Raw genomic sequence first — 18,688 nt, forward strand, 5'->3', positions numbered from 1 at the left:
CGTAGGAGCCGATCGTTGCAGCTGACGGATGGTTGGTAACAAGATAGAAGGAGTGGTGAGATGAAAAGAATTGCAATTGATATGGATGAAGTGATCGCCGATTTCAACACGAAGCACTTAAGCGTGTTTAATCGGGATTACAAGGAAAATCTTACTGTGCGCGACTTGATGGGGACGCGTCTAAGAGAGCTGCGACCTCAATGGAAGCAGGAGATTTTGGCGTATTTGAACGACCCTTTGTTCTTCCGCGATTTAGACGTTATGAAAGATAGCCAAACCGTAATTAAAGAATTAAGCGAACGGTATGAAATTTTTATCACCACGGCCGCGATGGAGTTCCCCTCTTCATTCGCCGCGAAGTATGAATGGCTCAAGGAACATTTCCCCTTTATTCCGGAGATGAATTTTGTTTTTTGCGGAGATAAGAGCATTATCCGCGCGGATTACCTGATTGACGATAACGCGAGACATTTTCAACGCTTTAACGGTCAAGGGATTTTGTTTTCCGCACCGCACAATCTGAACGAAACCGGATACGTTAGAGTGGAGAACTGGTTAGAAGTCCGGGCCTATTTTCAGAGGTCGTGTATAAACTCCCCTTAAGGAGATCGATGGATGCTGATTATGCGGGTCGTTTGTCGGACGCGCTGCCGCTACAATGGGACGATCCTATCGCGGGAAGTGACTTCATTCCTTTATCCGGAACCAAGGGGGTAGCATGGAACGCTTAGTCAAAGTACATATTCAATGGGACAGGGTCGGGTATACCTTCACCTTATGGGCCGGAAGAGAGGTTGCCATCGTCTGCGTCATCTAAATCGAATACAACCCAATCAAGCTGCCGCCCCTCGGCGGCTTCTTCGCGTTCACGGATAAGCTTCGCCGACTGCGATGTGGGCGGTTGCACACCCATAATCTGGAGCACCGGCTGAATGCTGCATTCCCGGTCTTCGACCGTGAACGCAAACCAATCAGCCCGGTTACCGATAAACGCCCGCCGAATATAATGCCAAGAACGCATGCCTGATGACAAGGAGGAACCTTTCCTTTGCCTAGACCATTAGTGAAAGCCCGGGCGCGGGTCAACGTGACGGCTACGAAACCTCGCATCGTCGCGACCGTCCCGGTGAGCGGACAAGTGGGCGATATCGCGGTGAATCCGGTGACGAACCGCGTGTATTACACGCTGACGGAACGCGGGTTGGGCGTCTTGGACGGAAAGACGAACAAGATCATGACTACCGTTCCGACCGGCACGATGCCGCGCGGCGTAGTGGTGAATGCCAGAACGAACCGCGTCTACGTCACCAACTGGCTGGATGGCAGCTTGACGATTATTAACGGCCGCACGAACCGCGTCGTCAAAACGATCCCCATCGGCGAACGCTGCGACGTGATCGCGCTCAATCCGGTCACCAACCTCATCTATGTCGCGTCGATCACGCTCTCGTCGAGCGTCGGCAGACTGACGGTGATCGACGGGAAGACGAACGCCATCGTGAAGCGCCTCTCCATCCAAGGCCGGTTCTCTACGCTCGTGGTGGACGAAGAGACCAATCGGATCTATTTTACGAATACGAGCAAAGATACCGTCTCCGTGCTGGATGGCCGCAACCAGAAAATTCTCCGCACGTGGAAAGTAGGCAGCAATCCGGTCATCACGCCGGTCTTGAACAAACAGACGAAGCTGCTGTACATTCCGAACAACTTGAGCCGGTATTGTTCCATCTTGGATACGCGGGCCGGTACCGTTCGCAAACTGCAGCTTGGCCGGCTTCAAAGCGACATCGCGCTCAATCCGGCGACGAATCGAGTGTACATCACGTCGGCGCAGGTCGAGTCGAAAGGAAGGCTATACGTCATTAACGGCGATACGAACCGCGTCGTCCGGAGGATGACGATCCCGACTTCTGCGAGCCTGTTCCTCAATCCGAGATCGAATCGGCTGTACTTGTCCGAGTTTATCGACTTTAAGCCCGATCCGTTGACCGTCTATAACGGCACCAGCCTGCAGCGCATCGCGGTACTTCAGCCCGGAGAATCGCTTGGCGGTACGGTCGTCAACGTGCGGACGAATCGCATCTACAAGGGCGGGGAGAATACGCTGGTCGTTATTCAGGACTAATAAATAAGCTGGGGCCGCTCGCAGGGGAGCGGCCCTATTTGTCGCGTTATCTCTAATTTAGACATGAAAATAGGAATAATTTCCTCGGTTCCCGTTATCCTCCTGATGTGAGATACTATCCCCTTGTTCTAGAATATTCCAAATTCTGTGAGGGGGTTGAACGGTGCCGCTACAAACATATATCCAGCGGTCCAAGCGTTACGGATGGATTTTGTCCTATTTGAAAGCGTATTATCTGGGCGTCGCGTTCGTCGTCCTGTGCGGCGTGGTCATCGCGCTGGGCGAGCTCGCGCTGCCCAAAATGATCGAATATGTCGTGGACGACTATTATCCGAATCGGGACACGGCTTCCTTCCGGAACCTGCTGCTCGGGTTCGCGGGGCTGATCGTCGTCATCGCCGTCGCGTCCGTCGCGCGCAACATGCTGCAGCGGATCGTCGGGACGAAAGCGTCCCGGGATCTGCAGTTCTCCGTCATGAAGCAGATCCGCCGGCTTGGATTCGCTTATTATGAGCGTCATCCGGTGGGCGAGACGCTGTCGCTGATGAACGAGCAGGTCTTCGCGGCGCAGCGGTTGTATAACCGTTTTTTCCCGGAGATGTTGGAAAGCGCCTTATTCGCAATTCTGGCGTTCGGGCTTATGGCGCACAATAGTTGGATGTTGACGGCGATTACCATTCCGTGCTTGCTCGTCTACTACTTCATCGGGCCGTACATTGATCGGAACGTGTCCAAATGGGGCCGGGAGATGTATAAGACGCGGATCGACTTCAACCGGAAGGTGTACGAGACGGTGTCCGGCCTGCGCGAGTTCCGCGCGTACAGCGCGGAGGAATGGGACTTATCGGAGAATTTGAGGCATTATTCGGGCGTCACTCGCAGCACGCTCATGTGGGTCATCTACATCCATGCCCGGTTCAGTCTGCGCCAAGTGTTCTTCAATATCGGGACGATCGCGCTCTTCGTCATCGGTTATACGTCCATCCGAGAGGGCGTATTGAGCGTTGGCGGCTTCGTGTCGTTCATTCTATTGTATGCGGCCTTGATGCTGAAACTCTCGACGCTGATGAGCAACCTGATCGAGCAGACGATGGTTATCCAGCAGATGGAGCCGCTTCACGAGCTGATGAAGCTTGAACCCGAGGTGGCGGAGCCGGAGCGGGCGGCCGCGCTCGCGGACGTGCAAGGGCATCTCGAGTTCCGCGCTGTCCGGTTCGGGTACCCGAACCGGCCGGACGTGCTGAAGGACGTCAGTCTTGTGATTCGCCCCGGGGAGCGGACCGCGATCGTCGGGACGAGCGGCAATGGCAAATCGACGCTGCTCAAGCTCGTGTGTCGATTCTACGATCCGCTTGAAGGGGAGGTGCTGCTGGACGGAAAGTCGCTAAACGAGTTGTCATTCGAGCAGATCCGGGGCTCGATCGGCTACGTGTTTCAAGAGTCGTATTTATTCGGCATCTCGGTGAGGGAGAATATTCGGTTCGGCAAGCCGGACGCCACCGACGCGGAGGTCGAGGAGGCAGCCCGGATCGCCAATGCCCACGAATTCATCCTCGGGCTAAAGGACGGATACGATACGCTCGTCGGCGACCGGGGGATCAAGCTGTCCGGCGGGCAACGGCAGCGGATCGCAATCGCGCGCATGGTCATCAAGCAGCCGCGTATTATTTTGCTCGATGAAGCGACCTCCGCGCTGGACAACGTGAGCGAAGCGGAAGTGAAGACGGCCCTGGATCGGGTCATGAGAGGAAGGGCGGTCATCGCGGTTGCGCACCGACTGTCGACGATTCAGGATTTTGACCGAATTATCGTGTTGGATGAAGGACGGGCAGCCGAGATTGGCCGGTACGAGGAGCTGTTGGAGAGACGGGGCATCTTCTATCAGATCGCGATGGGCCAAGCGAAGGAGCGGGAGGAAGCCGTATGAGCTATTTGAGATGGGTGGGCGGCTGTCTGCGGCAAATCCGCAAAGAATTCGGCCTCGCCGTTCTGCTGGTGCTGCTCGAGACGGCCTTCGGGCTGCTTGCCACGTTTATACAGAAATTCATTATCGATGACGTCTTTGTGCAGGGGCAGGTCGGCGAACTGCCCCGATTGTTAATGTTCTTCGGCATCTTCGTCGGCTTGAACGCGATTCTGGGCGTGTGCGCGCCGTACGTGCTCGTGCGAAGCGAATATCGGATGGTCGAAGTGCTGCTGGTGCGGATGCTCAAGCATTTCTACCGGTTCCCGCTAGCCAAGGTACAACATGAACGAAGCGGACTGTACGTGCAAAATCTGACAAGCGATCTGCATGAGACCGGATCGGCGATCGGATTCATGATTCCGAGATGGATCCAGCAGCTCGTGCAGATGATCGTACTCATCGTCATAATCGGCCTCGCGGGACCGTGGATTCTCGTCAGCATGCTGGCGATCGGCGCACTCTATACCGCGGCGGCCCGTTATTTCGGCAGTAGAGTGAAGGCGGCGAACGCCCGCGTGCAGCAGACGAGAACCGATCTCATGATCCATATCGAGGAAGGCATTTCCTCCACGCGGGAAGTCATCGCCTTCCATCGCGCGGAATGGGAGGCGAGAATCTACCATGCGCTGTTCCGCGACTACTACGAGGCGGTCATGGCGGAAGGCCGTACGACGAACGGTCAAGTGCTGCTCAGCGCGCCGCTCCGCTACGTGGTCAACCTTGTCGTGCTCGCCTTCGGCGGTTATCAGCTCATGAGCGGCGAGCTCTCGCTCGGGATGTTCGTCGTGCTGCTGCAGTTCGCCAACCAGTTGATGGAATGCTTCCAAGGCCAGTTCAACTTCGCGATGATGTTCATTTCCAAGATGGCGTTCATCGATCGTCTGCAGACGTTCTTCGGCGCTGAGGCGATGGAGGAAGGGGCGAAAGGGCTCGAAGGGAAGGTGCGGAGCCTGCGATTCGAGAACGTGGATTTCGAATACGAGGCGAATATTCCGGTGCTGCGCGACGTCTCGCTGGATATTCCGATCGGCCGAAAAATCGCGTTCGTCGGGACGAGCGGCGGCGGCAAGTCGACCATCGCGCAGCTGCTCATGCGCTTCTATGCCCCGAATGGCGGCGGGATCTACGTCAACGGGGTGCGGCTGTCCGAGCTTCGGGTCAAGGAGTGGATGAGCCGCATACATATCGTGTTCCAGGATCCCTATTTGCTGGCTGACACGATTCGCCGGAACGTCGCCTTCGGCAAACAAGCTTCCGAGGAGGCGCTTGAGACAGCATTGCGCGCGTCTCAAATCTGGGACACGATTCAGCGCTTCCCGAACCGACTCGAGGAGACGATCGGCGAACGCGGCATCCAGCTCTCCGGCGGGCAGCGGCAGCGCGTCTCGCTAGCCAGAGCGATCCTCGGAGACCCGGAAATTCTCATTCTCGACGAAGCGACCTCTTCGCTCGACATGGAGACCGAACGCGAAATGCAGCGCGTGCTGGACGACGTGCGAGCGGGGAAGACGACAATCATCATCGCTCATCGCTTGTCCACGATCCAGAACGCAGATGTCATCTTCGTTATGCATCAAGGGCAAATCGTCGAGCAGGGCACGCACGAAGAGCTTATGCGCAGAGGCCAGGTGTATCCGGATCTCGTACGAACGCAAGAGGATCAGGGGGTGCTCGGGGATTGGAAGGAGATTATGGTATAGACGTGCGGCGATCGCATACCGGCTATAAATGATTCGCAAATCGGCCGGCCTCGAAATCATTGCCTATTCGACTCTAAGCTCAACCTTGCCGTACGATGGCGGGGTTGAGCTTTTTTGGCGTTGAACATGAGCCCGAGCGCTCCGACCTAATTCTAAACGCTTTCTTATGCACGCTGCCGAAAAACCGCCTGGATCATTGACCCTGGGCACGCTAAATTTTACAATGTCAGTATAGCTAACATGAGTTACATAGACCGATCATCACTGCAGTTGAGGAGGGACGCTATGTCCAACAAGCGGGAACAGGAAATCTATCGAGAAATCAAGCTGGCGATTACGCAGCACAAGCTGCTGCCGAACACGCAGCTCATCGAAGACGCGCTGGCGGAGGCCTTTCGGGTCAGCCGGACGCCGATCCGGAACGTGCTGCGGCGCCTGGCGATGGAGAAGCTGGTGACGGTCATTCCGTACCGGGGGTCGTTCGTCTCGTGTCCGAGCGTGGAGGACGCGAGAGCGGTGTTCGAAATGCGGCGTGTCATTGAGCCTTCCATGGTTCGAAAGGTGTGCGCGGCCGCTTCCACGGAGCAAATCGCCCAGCTGCGCGAGCTGCTGCGGGAGGAGCATCAAGCGAGCCATGCCGGCGACGTCGTCGGCGCGCTCGACGTGACGGTCGATTTCCACTTGAAGCTCGCCGAGCTCGCCCACAATTCCTACTATTATACGTTCCTGGAGGAGCTCATCTCGCTGACGTCGGTCATCATCGCGCTCTACGGCACGAACCAAGCGTTCTGTCGGGATCATGAGGAGCTCGTGGAGGCGATCATGCTCAAGGACGGTAATTTGGCCGCCCGCGTCATGACGGATCATCTGCTGCAGATTGAGCGATCGCTGGATTTCTCGATTGCGACAGGCAGCGTGGCGAATTTATCGGAAATTTTCCAAAGCTAAATTTTTTTACCCTAGATTGTATCCAATATCGTATGCCAAATTGTAGGCCATTGCGGGAGAGAAACCATTGGGGAGTGGAGACTATGGGGAAAAGGTCGGCTGTATTGGGGTTGAGCACGGCGGCGGCATTACTGCTGAGCGCTTGTTCGAACGAAACGGCGCCAACGAATGAGGCTGCGTCCGGGGAAGGGGAAGCGGGTGGCGGGGGCAAAATCTCGATCACGCTCATGCACCGGTATCAAGCGTCGAATATCGGCAAGAGCCCGGAGGACACGGCGGTGCTGGACGGGGTGGAGCGGTTCAAGAAGGATTTTCCGGACGTCGAGATCGTGGAGGAACAGCTGCAGAACGAGGATTACGCGATCAAGGCGCAGGCGCTCGCCGCCGCGGACGATATGCCGGACGTGTTCATCGTGCCTGGCTCGTGGATGACGAACTTCGTGGACAACGAGATCGTGCTGCAGCTGAACGAGGAGCTCGATAAGCGTCCCGAATGGCGGGACGGCTACCGGGCCGGCACGCTGGACGCGGGCACGCGGGAGGGCAAGGTGTTCGGCATCCCGATCGCGGCCGGTCCGACCCATCTGATCTACTACAATGCCGATCTGTTCGCCGATATCGGCTATGACCAATTTCCCGCTACCTGGGACGAGGTGATGGATGCCGGACGCAAGCTCGCGGACAAGGGCGTCAATCTCTTCTCCTACGGCGACAAATCCAAAGGCTACGCGATGTCCAGTTGGATCAGCGCCTTGACCGATCGCCATACCGGACCGGAATGGACGGCGTCGATCCTGAGCGGCGGCGGCGCGGCGTTCACCGATCCCGGCTTCGTGAACGCGATCTCCATTATGTCCGATCTATCCAAGGCCGGCTATCTGAACAAAGACATGAACTCCGTCGACGGCGATACGATGGTGTCCTACTACTTCGAAGGCCGCTCGGCCGCGTTCGTCAGCGGCATCTGGTCGGCGATGAACGTCGTCAATAACGCGCCGGAGGCGGTGCGGGAAGCGACGAAAGTCGCGGTGTTCCCGGGCGTGGAAGACGGCAAGGGCGATCCGCTCGCTTCCTCCGGCGGCGCCGGCGTCTACTACAGCGTCCACGCGGGCATCGCGCCCGGGCCGAAGCTGGATGCCATCATGACGCTGCTCGAATATATGACGGGTTCGCAGAGCGCCAAGTTGATGGCGGAGGTCGGCGGCTTCCCGGCATACGATCCGGGGGAATTCGATACGACTAAGCTGCACCCGGTCGCCCGTGCCGCTTACGAAGCCAGCGCCGCTGCCGATGCGACGAAGATATTCGATCTGTGGTTCGACGCGTCGATCGTCGAAGTGATCAATACGGAGATTCAAGGCGTCATGTCCGGGTCCAAGACGCCGGCGCAATTAGCCGAAGCGGCGCAGCAAGCCTACGAGACCTTTCTAGCCAAGCCATGACGGAATTCGATCGAGGGAGGTGACCGCATGGGCAAAGCATTGCGTCCTTCCGGCTGGCTGGTGCTGCTGTATCTCCTGCCGGGGCTGGCGATCTATTCGTTCGTCGTGCTCGTTCCGATTCTATCCGCGTTCCGCTACAGCTTCTTCTCGTGGACGGGCAGACCGAAGAAAAGCTATATCGGGCTGGACAATTACGCGGAGATTCTACGCGATGAGGTGTTCTGGCACGCGTTCTGGAACAACGTAATCATGACCGCTTACGGCTTGATCGGGCAGGTGGGGCTGGCCTTCGTCTTCGCGCTGTTCCTCATGTCGAAGGCGGTCAGGTGGAAAGGATTCCACCGCACGATCAGCTTCTTCCCCTCCACGATGGCGCCGATCATCATCGCCTTCCTGTGGACGTTGATCTACAACTACAACTATGGGTTATTCAACGAGTTTCTGCGGATCGTCGGACTGGAGCGGTGGGTACAATCGTGGCTGGATTTGTCCGGCCCGATCGTCCTCCTCGTCTCCATCCCGCTCTCGTGGCAAAATATCGGGTTCTACACGCTGCTCATGCTCGCCGGGCTCGCGGCCATCAACAAAGAGGTGCTCGAGGTGGCGGAGCTGGACGGCGCGACCGGATTCCGCAAAGCGTGGTACGTCATGATCCCGCTCGCCAAGCCGACCCTGATCGTCTCCTCGCTGCTCTGCATCGCCAATAACATGCGGGGGTTCGAGCACATCTACGCGATGACGGGCGGGGGCCCGGGGAACGCGTCGTCGGTTATGGCCTTGTACGCCTACGAGACGTCGTTCCTCCGCTTCCGCTACGGGTACGGATCGGCGCTCGCCATCATGATCATGGCGCTGACGCTGCTCATCATTCTGATCGGCACGGCGCTGCTGCAGCGCAGGCGCGGCGCGGAAGGAGTGGAGCACTAATGGAGCAAGCGATGGACATGGCCGCAGCCGAGCGCGGGAGCGCGAATCTCGCCAGGCTGATCAAGAAGCTGCTGCTCAACGTGATTATGATGCTGTTCAGCGCCAGCTGCATTTTTCCGCTAATCTGGATCGGCTATTCGTCGCTCAAGACCCAGTCGGAGTTCTCGAACAGCATTATCAGCCTGCCGCAAAAGCTACATTTTAGCAACTACGCGGAAGCGATCAAGCTCACCAACATGCTTCAGCTGTCGTGGAACAGCGCCCGCGTCACTGCCGTCTCCGTGTTGGCGATCGTGCTGATCGCCTTCGCGACCGGCTACCTGATCGCCAGAGTCCGGTTCAAAGGCAAGCGTCTGATGGTCGTCTACTACTTGTTCGGTCTGCTCGTTCCGATCCACGCCCTGCTCGTCCCCGTCTACTTGCTCTTCAAAGAATCGGGGCTGGCCGACCAATGGTACACGCTGATCATCCCGTACGTGGCGTTTAATCTGTCGATGCCGATCCTGCTCGTCGCCAGCTATATTACGGGCATCCCGAAGGAGATCGAGGAAGCGGCGGCGATCGACGGGCTCGGGTTCAGCCGGACGATGTTCACGATCATTCTGCCGATGGCGGCGCCCGTACTGACGACGGTGGCGATTCTGCAGTTTTTCTCCTGCTGGAACGAGTTCTCGTTCGCGCTCGTCCTGCTGAAGGACGAAGCGCTGCGCACGGTGCCGCTCGGCATGTCGTACTTCAAATCGCAGCACAGCACGAATTACCCGCAGCTGATGGCCGGCATGGTGCTGTCGATTTTGCCGGTGGCCGTCGTCTATTTCGCGTTCAGCTCGCGCATCGTCGCGGGCGTCATGGCCGGCGCGGTCAAAGGGTAGTCCGAAGCCGCGACTGCCCCGCAAGCCCTAATTCAGAGGAGGAATGAACACATGTTGAATCAAGAGCAACCGATCGTCCGCACGCCAGATAGGTCCAAATGGAACGAGTCGTTCTACCGCCGCTCGATGGAGCTGCCCGACGAACTGCTCATCGGCGCGATCGACAGCCATGTGCACGCAGGGCCGGTGCTGAATTCGAACCCTGGCCATCTGGATCCGATCCAAGTCGCGCAAGAGGCGGCCGCGGCCGGCATGCGAAGCATCGTCTACTACGACGTATTCGGCTGGGCGTCGGGCATGGCGTGGGTCGTCAACCGCCACGTCCCCGGCATCCACACGTACGGCGGCTATCTGATGAACTCCTGTCACGGCGGTCTCAATCCGCGTTCGATCCGCACGGCGCTGCATATGGAGGAAGGCTGCCGGTTCATCAGCTTCGGCTCGCACTGCACGCGTCACTCGGCGGAGCGGGAATCGACGCTCATCGACGGCAAGCTTGTTCCGTTCAAGGACGCGTTCCCCAAGTTCGCGAAGGAGGAGCTGCCGGTCGCCACGTCCGTGCCGCTTGACGGCTCCATACCGGAGGAGCTGGACGAGATTCTGACGATGATCGCCCAGCATCCGCAGGTGTATCTGAACACGGGGCATGTATCCGTCGCTGAGGCGCTGCGCTTGCTCGATCTAGCGGAGCAATACGGGATCAAGAAGGTGCTCATTGCCCACCCGGTGCGAGGGCGGATGACGGTGGAGCAGCAGAAGGAGGCCGCGGCCCGTGGCGCTTTCTTGGAAGCGTGTCTAGTCGATTGGCTGTATCCGGACGTGCCGCGCACCCACTACTATGTCGAGCGCGAATACATGGACATGGGCGCCGAGCTCGGCCGCCATACGAACGCCGTCGCTTGGATGAAGACGATCAGGGAAGTCGGGATCGACCGGTTCGTGCTCGGCACGGACTACGGCATCCGCGCCGCGTCGACGCCGGTTCAAGGCATGCGGACGATGATCGCGTCGATGCTCGATTACCAATTCGCGCCTGACGATATTTACCATATGGTGGCGACCAATCCGGCCAAGCTGATCGGCTTGGACGATTAGCTTGGCCGGCCCATGGCCGGAAGCTGCCAAGTCGAAGCCGGATAGGAGTGAGGCGACCGCATGAGAACAAGGAGCGCTGCGGGGCAGTCATATGAGCTTGTCATCGCGAACGGGGAGGTCGTGCTGGAGGATCGCGTGGCGCGGGCGGAGATCGGCATCCGAGACGGCCGCATCGCCGCGATCGCCCCGTCCGTCGAGCGCGGCGGCGCGAGGATCGTCGATGCGGCGGGACTCGTCGTCATGCCGGGGATGATCGACGCGCACGTCCATCTCAACGAACCGGGTCTCGGCCACTGGGAAGGCTTCGTCACCGGAACGAACGCGCTGGCGGCCGGCGGCTGTACCGCCTTCATCGATATGCCGCTGAACGGGATACCGCCGACGGTGACCGTCGATGCATTGGAGCGCAAGCGCAAGCGGGCGGCGGGCGCCGCGTTGATCGATTACGCCTTCTGGGGTGGGCTCATGCCGGGCTATCTGGGCGAACTGCCCGCCCTCGCGGAGGCAGGGGTCGTCGGCTTCAAGGCGTTCATGTCGTCGCCGGGCGACGAGGACGAGGACGCGTTCCGGCGCTCGGACGACGGCACGCTGCTCGAGGGCATGAAGCGGATCGCCGAGCTGGGCAAGATACTCGTGCTCCACGCGGAGGACGAGTCGATCGTCGCCCGGTTGACCGCGATCGCCCGCGCGGAGGGTCGGCAGTCAGCGGCGGATTATGCCGCCACGCGCCCGGTCGAGGCGGAGACGGAGGCGGTCGGCAAGGCGCTGAACTATGCGAAGCAGACCGGATGCCGGTTGCACTTCGCCCATATTAGCAGCGAAGCGGCCGTGCGGATGATCGGCGCGGCGAGGCTGGCGGGCGTCGACGTCTCCCTTGAGACGTGCCCGCATTATCTGGCGCTGACCGATGAGGATCTCGCGAGGCTCGGCGCCGTTGCCAAATGCGCGCCGCCGCTGCGCGGTCCGCAGGAACGGGCGAAGCTGTGGCAATGCCTCGAACGCGGCGAGATCGATCTGATCGCGTCCGATCATTCGCCTTGTCCGGGCGAGCTGAAGCAATCGTCCGATCTGTTCGCCGCATGGGGCGGCATCGCCGGAGCGCAGAGCTCGCTTACGCTGCTCGTGGACGAAGGGCACCGGAAGCGCGGCATGCCGCTTAGCGCCATCAGCCGCTTGCTCGCGGGCGCACCCGCCGCGAGGTTCGGGCTGGACGGCCGCAAAGGCGCGATCAAGGAAGGCCTCGACGCCGATCTGGCGCTGATCGACCTGAACCGGAAGTACCGCTTAACGGCCGAGCAACTCCAACATAGGCACAAGCATACCCCTTACCTCGACCGGGAGATTGGCTGCAAGGTAGCGTCGACGCTGCTTCGGGGCACGATCGTGTACGCCGAGCAGGACGGTATCGCTCCGATACGGAATGGGAGGGAGCTTCATGCGATTGGAACCCGCCTCGAATAAGGAAACCGAAGAGGAGCCGCTCCCCCGCGAATGGAAGGCGCTGTTCGCGCAGATACCGCGCGAGAGCATGAACGGCTACGTGGAGCAAGTGTTGGGACCGCTGATGCCTTGCCACCCCGGCCATCCGCGAGCCAAGCTATCGCTGCGCGAAAGCAATGAGCGCAGACAGCGGGAGGAGCTGCTGCTCACGCTCGAGACGTTGATCGCCTGCGACGGGCAAATTAACGAATTGGCGAATCGGCTCTATATCCATCGCAATACGGCCGCTTACCGGATCGAGAAGCTGGAGAAGCTGCTCGGCCTGCAGTTGAAGCAGACCGATAGCCTGCTGAGGCTCAAGCTGGCATTCGTCTTTAGGCGGCTACTGTCCGAAGAGGAACGAGACGCGAGGACGGATGGCAACCGGTGACGGGGATGTCGCGTAATCATAGTGTAGGGAAACAGGCCGATGGACATCCATCGGCCTGTTTATAGTTTGAAAAAATATGCAACCGTTCATTATTTGGATAATAACGTAAAGCGTGTCTGCGGAAGCGGACGAAAGCGAGGGTCAGCAGAGCGTAGATGAAGAGCATGAAAAAGGGAGTCACCACCCAAGGCACAACGTTTCGTAAGAGGTTAAAACAAGAGCCTTGTCCAAATGAACAGCTCCGGTTCAGACATCTGGACAAAGCGAGCGTACCTCGAAGGACACATCAACGCCGGCCGCGTCACGAGTCACGCCCTATCCGGGAGTCCAGAGGGCCGGGGCCCTTGGTTCCCCTCGGCGGAGGGCAATGCTGTCAGGTTAAGGAAAAACGTCGGATGAACCAACTAGGGCCGTTAGTTGATAGGCTTAAGTCTTAGGAGGACTTCAAAACCTGCTGAAGCTTTGTCCAAAGGACAAAAGCGTGCCCCGCTCAAGCCAACCCTCCGACCGCGAACAAACATGCCAGCACGAAATAGGGAGTCCAGAGGGCAAAGTCCTTTGGAGCCTCCTCGGCGGAGGAGGTGGGAGGAGGGAGCAACAAAAGTCGGGTCAAAAGGGCGGAGCCCTCTTAACCTGACAGCATTGCGGCGGAGGGGGAAGGGGCGAGGGTGAAAGGTGGGTTTTGAAGGGCGAAGCCCTTATATTCCCAAACTTCTCCTTCCCTAATTCCTCGAGCTGATTTATTATAATGTTATTGGATTTCGCTATCTGTTAATCCATTTTTCGACAAACGACGACGGCAATCCGCGTTCGCCTCGCGCGTTTGTCCGTCCGCCGCATCCATCTGCGGGGAGCTTCCGTCCGACGGCTGCAAGGCGGAGGCAAAGAGGCACGATTTATACATACTAAAATGTAAGCGCTATCTTATGGAGTGGGGTCTATTTGTTCCGGCTGCTAAGCCAAGAGAAGAGAGGAGAGGTTTCATGAAACGGTTTCCGATGATGCTGCAGCTCACGCTTATTTTGTTCTGCGTCATGGCTATTCCGATGGCCATCCTGACGTGGTACAGCAGCGCGCGGATCGTGCAGCATTCGGAGAGCGCCATCGCCGAATCGTCGCTCGCGGGACTGAACGCGAACCGCCGGTTGAACGAGAACGCGCTGGGCAATATGGCCCAGGACGTCGTGCGTCTGGCCACGAGCAAAGTATTCGACCGGATTCGCGGCTTCGAGACGTTCGCGGAGGCGAACGCCAACTACGGCAACGTCAGCAGCACGCTGGTCGTGCTGTCCGAGCTGCAGAACTTGAACCACCGCGTAGACGGCGTCTATTCGTCCATGTTCTATCTGAGCGATTCGGATTACGTCGTCTCGACGGATAAAGGCATTACGCGGCTGGACCGCTACGAGCCGCTCGATTGGATGGCGAAGGCCTTGGAAGGCAGAAGGGGAATCAGCGGCGTGTGGGTGCCGCGCAAGCTGGCGTCGGGCGTCAATGTCGTCACGTACGTGATGCCGCTGAACCGATTGTCGACCACGACGCGCGGGACGATCGTCGTGAATTTGCAGGAGGGCCGGATCAGCGACTACCTCCGTTCGACCGAGCCGGGCAAGCACGGTTACTTCCTGCTCGAAGCGGATGGCACGATCATCTCGCATAGCGACAAGAACCTGCTGCTGACGGATGGCCGGGACCAGCCGTTCATTCGGGAGATATTGGACGCGGGATCGAAGGAAGGCTATGCGTTCCGGGAGACGGACGGCGAGCGGCTCATCTACACGTGGTCCAAATCGGAGCTGCTCGGCTGGTGGAACGTGAACCTGTACTCGACGGACGAGCTCATGACGAAGGCCCGCACGCTGCAGCGCGGCTTGATCGGGCTGACGATCGTCATTATTTTCGCCGGCGCGGTGCTGACCGTCCTGCTCGCGACGTGGCTGTCCAAGCCGGTGCGGCAGCTCGTGCGCGCGATGCGCGACCGCGGCCATCTCGGCGTCGCGAACAAGAACGAGCTGCTCTTCCTGGACGCGGCATTCAAGCGGATGCAGGAGGAGGAAGAAGGTCTCTATCAACTGCTGAAGGAGCGGGAGCAGGATACCCGCAGCCTGGCGATCCACAATCTGCTGCGGGGAGACTTGACCAAGCAGATCGCCGAGCTGTTCCCGGCGTCCTGTTTCCGCGTGGCGGTCGTCTCCATCGACCGCTACCGGCGGTACGTGAGCCACGCCAACCCGGAGACGCGCAATTACCACCGGTACGTGCTCATCTCGCAATGCGACGGTTTGTTCCCGGACACGGTCGGAGCGCGATGCGTTTACCAGGGGGGCGGCTGCTTCGTCATCGTGCTCAATTACGGCGAGGAAGATCCGGAGGCGGTCTCGGCCGGCATCGGCGACGCGCTCGCCGCGATTCGGGATTCGGCCGCGGAACTGCTCGGCCATACCGTGACGATCGGCGTCAGCAGCCAAGCCGAGGACAGCGTCCGGTTGTCCGACCTGGTCGTCGAGGCGATGGAGGTCATCAAGCATCGCATGATCGCGGGCGGCGGGGGGATCACCTATTGGGGACAGCAAGCCGACCGGGGCAAGAAGTACATGTATCCGACGAACAGCGAGCGGCGCATCGTCAATTTCCTGGATAAAGGCGACTTGGGCAGCATCGAGGACGAGCTGGCGAACGTCCGCGTCGAGATCGAATCGGCCGAATACATCTCCTACGACAATATTTTGTTCATCTACAACCAGCTGGTCGGCGTGACGATCAAGCATCTGCGGGAGAACAACATCAGCACGTCGCGCATATTCGCGGGGCGGGGCAACGTTTACTCCGCCATCGCGTCGATCGACACGCTAGACGAGCTGGAGGACTATTTGCGCGGATTTTTCCGCGACATTACGCAATATCTGGCGCGAAGCTCCGGCGAAGCCAACTACGGCGAGCGGATCATCCGCTATTTGGAGACGCACTTCCGCGAAGAGATCGTGTACGAGGACATGGCGAAGAAAATTGGCATCAGCTACTCTTACATGCGCAAGATCGCGTACGAGGTGATGGGCAAAAGCTTGATCGATTACGTGAATGCGCTGCGGATCGAACGCGCGAAGCAGCTGCTTCTGGAGACGAATCTCAGCATGACGCAGATCGCGGCGGAGGTCGGCTACAGCAACGTCCAAAGCTTCAACCGCTTCTTCCGCAAATTCGAGGGCATCCCGCCGAGCGGCTTCAAGGCGCTGCGCGGCGCCGCCGCCATGCCGCCCGCCGGCGGATTGGAAGAGCACCTATAAGCATGCCGCTTGCGCCGTCCATCCGGTCCGTACGGGCCCTCGAGGGACGGCGTTCTTCATTCCATTACATGCGCCGCCCTTCTCGTTGGCATGCTTAAGTTCTACCCCGACGCTCCCCGCGCTCTGTCACCCGGTGGCGGACAGGGAAGGAGAAGGGCACCGACGCATGAAGCTTTGTCCGTCAGGACAAGAGCGTGCTAGCTCGAAGCAACCCGGCCAACCGCGAACAATTGAGGCAGCACGAAAAGGGAGTCCTGAAGTTTTCCAGCGGAAAACTCACTTCGGAAGCATAAGCTGGGCGAAGTCCTCTGGTTCCCCTCAGCGGAGGGGGAAGGGGGAGGAAGCAGCGCTTCACATTTGATTCTGGGACATCAAAAATGATTATGTAAGCCTTGCCAATGCGCCAAATGACGCCTCCGCGATCAAAAATGACGCGGGGAATCAAACCTCACGATTGTCGGCGGCGAAACGGAGCGGCTATGATGCAAACATGACCCGCCGATCCCGTTGGCTCGGCGGCGACGATAAGACGCACGACATGGGGGAGGTGAATCCGTGAAAGTTGAAAGCGCTTCAGCGAATTTTGAAACCGCTTTAAAACCATCCAAAAGAGAATCCAAGGGGATCCTGCATTATTTCCGGCGGGACTGGCAGCTGTATTTGCTCCTGCTGCTGCCGCTGTCGTTCGTGCTCGTGTTCAAATACGCGCCGATGACCGGTCTTGTCCTCGCCTTTAAGGAATACAAGATCGCCAAAGGATTCTGGGGCAGCGAATGGGTCGGCTTCGAAGTGTTTCGGGATATTTTCGCCAAGCCCGATTTCGCCAAGGCGGTCCGCAACACGCTGCTGCTGAACGTCCTGGATTTGATCTTCAGCTTCACGATGCCGATCGTGCTCGCGCTGCTGCTCAACGAGGTCAAGAGCATCCGGTTCAAGCGCGTCAATCAGACGCTGCTGTATCTGCCGCACTTTCTATCGTGGATCATCATCGGCGCGGTCGCCTACCAGCTGCTCGGCGAGGGCAGCGGCATGGTGAACAACGCGATCGAGGCATTGGGCGGCACGCGCATCCCGTTCCTGCAGGACGATACCAACTGGCTGATCAGCTATTTGGCGATCGGCGTCTGGTACAGCATGGGCTGGGGCACGATCATCTACTTGGCTTCGATCAGCGGCGTCAACCCGGATCTGTATGAAGCGGCGACCGTCGACGGCGCCGGGCGGTGGCGCAAAATGTGGAACGTCACGATCCCGTCCATCCGCTTCACCATCGTGACGCTGCTCATCATGAACCTCGGCAAGGTGATGGACGGGTCGTTCGAGCGGGTGTTCGCGCTGCAGAACAAGGCCACGACGGAATACACCACGACCATTCCGGTACTCGTCTACCGGTGGGGCATCGAGAGCGGCAACTTCAGCCGCGCGACGGCGCTCGGGCTGTTCCAGGCGGTCATCGGACTTGCGCTCGTGCTGCTCGCCGACCGAATCGCCAAGAAGCTTGGCGAAGACGGATTGATCTAGAGAGGAGGCGTTACCATGAAAGCAACCGGCGGCGCGTTAATCGCGTCTCGCAGACGGCGCTTCGACATATGGGATGTGCTGATCCGCCTCACTCTGATCATCGCTTCGCTAGCCTGTCTGCTGCCGTTCGTGCACGTTGTTTCCAAGTCGTTCAGCGAGGACGCTTACGTCATCGCCAACAAGGTGTTCCTGTGGCCGGCCGGCTTCACGACCGAGGCGTACGGCAAAATTTTCGCCGACGCGAGCATTCTGCGCTCGTTCTACGTGTCGGTCGTCGTCACCGCGCTGTTCACCCTGCTCGGCATGATTCTGACGATCTGCGCGGCTTACCCGTTGTCCCGCAAACAGCTCAAGGGACGCGTGACGCTGACCATCATCTTCACGTTCCCGCTCTTCTTCAGCGGCGGGATCATACCCGAGTACATGCTGATCAACAACCTCGGCATGCTGGATACGATATGGTCGCTCATCCTGCCGCTCGCGTTCAGCTCGTTCAACCTGCTCATTATGAAAAGCGCGCTGACCAACAGCATTCCGGTCAGCTTGGAAGAATCCGCGCGGATCGACGGCGCCGGCCACTTCCGCATTCTGTGGAGCGTCGTCCTGCCGCTCTCCAAGCCGATCATGGCGACGCTCGCGCTGTTCTTCGCGGTCGGGCGGTGGAACGCCTATATGGACGCGCTGTTCTACATTAAGCAGAACGTCGATCTGCGACCGCTGCAGCTGAAGCTGTATTACCTCGTCATCCAGGCGAGCGAGAGCTTCCAGCTGGAGGCGACGCAGGTGTCGCTGAGCAATCCCGAGGTGTTGAAGGCGTCGTGCGTCGTCTTCGCGACGGTGCCGATCCTGTGCATTTATCCGTTCATTCAGAAGTACTTCGTCCAAGGCGTCATGCTGGGCGCGATCAAGGAGTAACCCGGCAAGTCAAACTAAGAATC

15 protein-coding genes are annotated in these 18,688 nt (G+C 58.9%); 14 read left to right on the plus strand and 1 reads right to left on the minus strand.

Translation table 11 applies throughout. The features are described 5' to 3' along the window. The first annotated feature begins 60 nt into the window (after positions 1-60). On the plus strand, positions 61-603 hold the full coding sequence (locus BCM02_RS20040; protein WP_148930887.1) for a 5' nucleotidase, NT5C type: 543 nt from the start codon (positions 61-63) through the stop codon (positions 601-603). 172 nt (positions 604-775) lie between these two features. Here the strand turns inward: BCM02_RS20040 and BCM02_RS20045 are convergent, their stop codons facing one another. Next, complete coding sequence (locus BCM02_RS20045) at positions 776-1,033, minus strand: hypothetical protein (RefSeq protein WP_148930888.1); 258 nt, start codon at positions 1,031-1,033, stop codon at positions 776-778. A 15-nt stretch (positions 1,034-1,048) separates the two neighbouring features. Here BCM02_RS20045 and BCM02_RS20050 point away from each other — a divergent pair, with 15 nt between their 5' ends. From BCM02_RS20050 to BCM02_RS20110, 13 genes are all read left to right on the plus strand, one after another. Beyond that, complete coding sequence (locus BCM02_RS20050) at positions 1,049-2,125, plus strand: YncE family protein (protein ID WP_148930889.1); 1,077 nt, start codon at positions 1,049-1,051, stop codon at positions 2,123-2,125. A 163-nt stretch (positions 2,126-2,288) separates the two neighbouring features. After that, entirely contained in the window at positions 2,289-4,052 is a 1,764-nt protein-coding gene (locus tag BCM02_RS20055) for an ABC transporter ATP-binding protein (protein ID WP_148930890.1), read from the plus strand. Beyond that, positions 4,049-5,791: an ABC transporter ATP-binding protein gene (locus BCM02_RS20060; protein WP_148930891.1), complete on the plus strand. Its 1,743-nt coding sequence runs from the start codon at positions 4,049-4,051 to the stop codon at positions 5,789-5,791. Before BCM02_RS20055 ends, BCM02_RS20060 begins: the two co-directional genes overlap by 4 nt. 285 nt (positions 5,792-6,076) lie before the next feature. Next, complete coding sequence (locus BCM02_RS20065) at positions 6,077-6,739, plus strand: GntR family transcriptional regulator (RefSeq protein ID WP_148930892.1); 663 nt, start codon at positions 6,077-6,079, stop codon at positions 6,737-6,739. Between the two features lie 83 nt (positions 6,740-6,822). After that, positions 6,823-8,181: an extracellular solute-binding protein gene (locus BCM02_RS20070; RefSeq protein ID WP_187434321.1), complete on the plus strand. Its 1,359-nt coding sequence runs from the start codon at positions 6,823-6,825 to the stop codon at positions 8,179-8,181. Between the two features lie 27 nt (positions 8,182-8,208). After that, the gene (locus BCM02_RS20075; protein WP_148930894.1) at positions 8,209-9,108 is read left to right on the plus strand and encodes a carbohydrate ABC transporter permease; all 900 of its coding nucleotides are present in this window, start codon (positions 8,209-8,211) and stop codon (positions 9,106-9,108) included. After that, a complete protein-coding gene (locus BCM02_RS20080) occupies positions 9,108-9,980 on the plus strand; it encodes a carbohydrate ABC transporter permease (RefSeq protein ID WP_246183469.1) in 873 nt (290 codons plus the stop codon). Before BCM02_RS20075 ends, BCM02_RS20080 begins: the two co-directional genes overlap by 1 nt. Positions 9,981-10,031: 51 nt before the next feature. Further along, positions 10,032-11,075, plus strand: a complete 1,044-nt coding sequence (locus BCM02_RS20085) for a DUF6282 family protein (RefSeq protein WP_148930895.1) — start codon at positions 10,032-10,034, stop codon at positions 11,073-11,075. Positions 11,076-11,135: 60 nt separating this feature from the next. Continuing rightward, positions 11,136-12,536, plus strand: a complete 1,401-nt coding sequence (allB, locus tag BCM02_RS20090) for an allantoinase AllB (protein ID WP_148930896.1) — start codon at positions 11,136-11,138, stop codon at positions 12,534-12,536. Continuing rightward, positions 12,511-12,945 carry a helix-turn-helix domain-containing protein gene (locus BCM02_RS20095; protein WP_246183470.1) on the plus strand — a complete coding sequence of 145 codons (435 nt, stop codon included), beginning with the start codon at positions 12,511-12,513 and terminating at the stop codon, positions 12,943-12,945. The genes allB and BCM02_RS20095 overlap by 26 nt, the downstream gene beginning before the upstream one ends. Positions 12,946-13,928: 983 nt before the next feature. After that, a complete protein-coding gene (locus BCM02_RS20100) occupies positions 13,929-16,229 on the plus strand; it encodes a helix-turn-helix domain-containing protein (RefSeq protein WP_148930898.1) in 2,301 nt (766 codons plus the stop codon). Positions 16,230-16,784: 555 nt separating this feature from the next. Then, the gene (locus BCM02_RS20105) at positions 16,785-17,750 is read left to right on the plus strand and encodes an ABC transporter permease (protein WP_148930899.1); all 966 of its coding nucleotides are present in this window, start codon (positions 16,785-16,787) and stop codon (positions 17,748-17,750) included. A 15-nt stretch (positions 17,751-17,765) separates the two neighbouring features. Continuing rightward, complete coding sequence (locus BCM02_RS20110; protein ID WP_148930900.1) at positions 17,766-18,665, plus strand: carbohydrate ABC transporter permease; 900 nt, start codon at positions 17,766-17,768, stop codon at positions 18,663-18,665. Positions 18,666-18,688 lie beyond the last annotated feature (23 nt).

The organism is Paenibacillus methanolicus, from assembly GCF_008124765.1.
In the GTDB taxonomy this organism is placed as follows: domain Bacteria; phylum Bacillota; class Bacilli; order Paenibacillales; family Paenibacillaceae; genus Paenibacillus_Z; species Paenibacillus_Z methanolicus.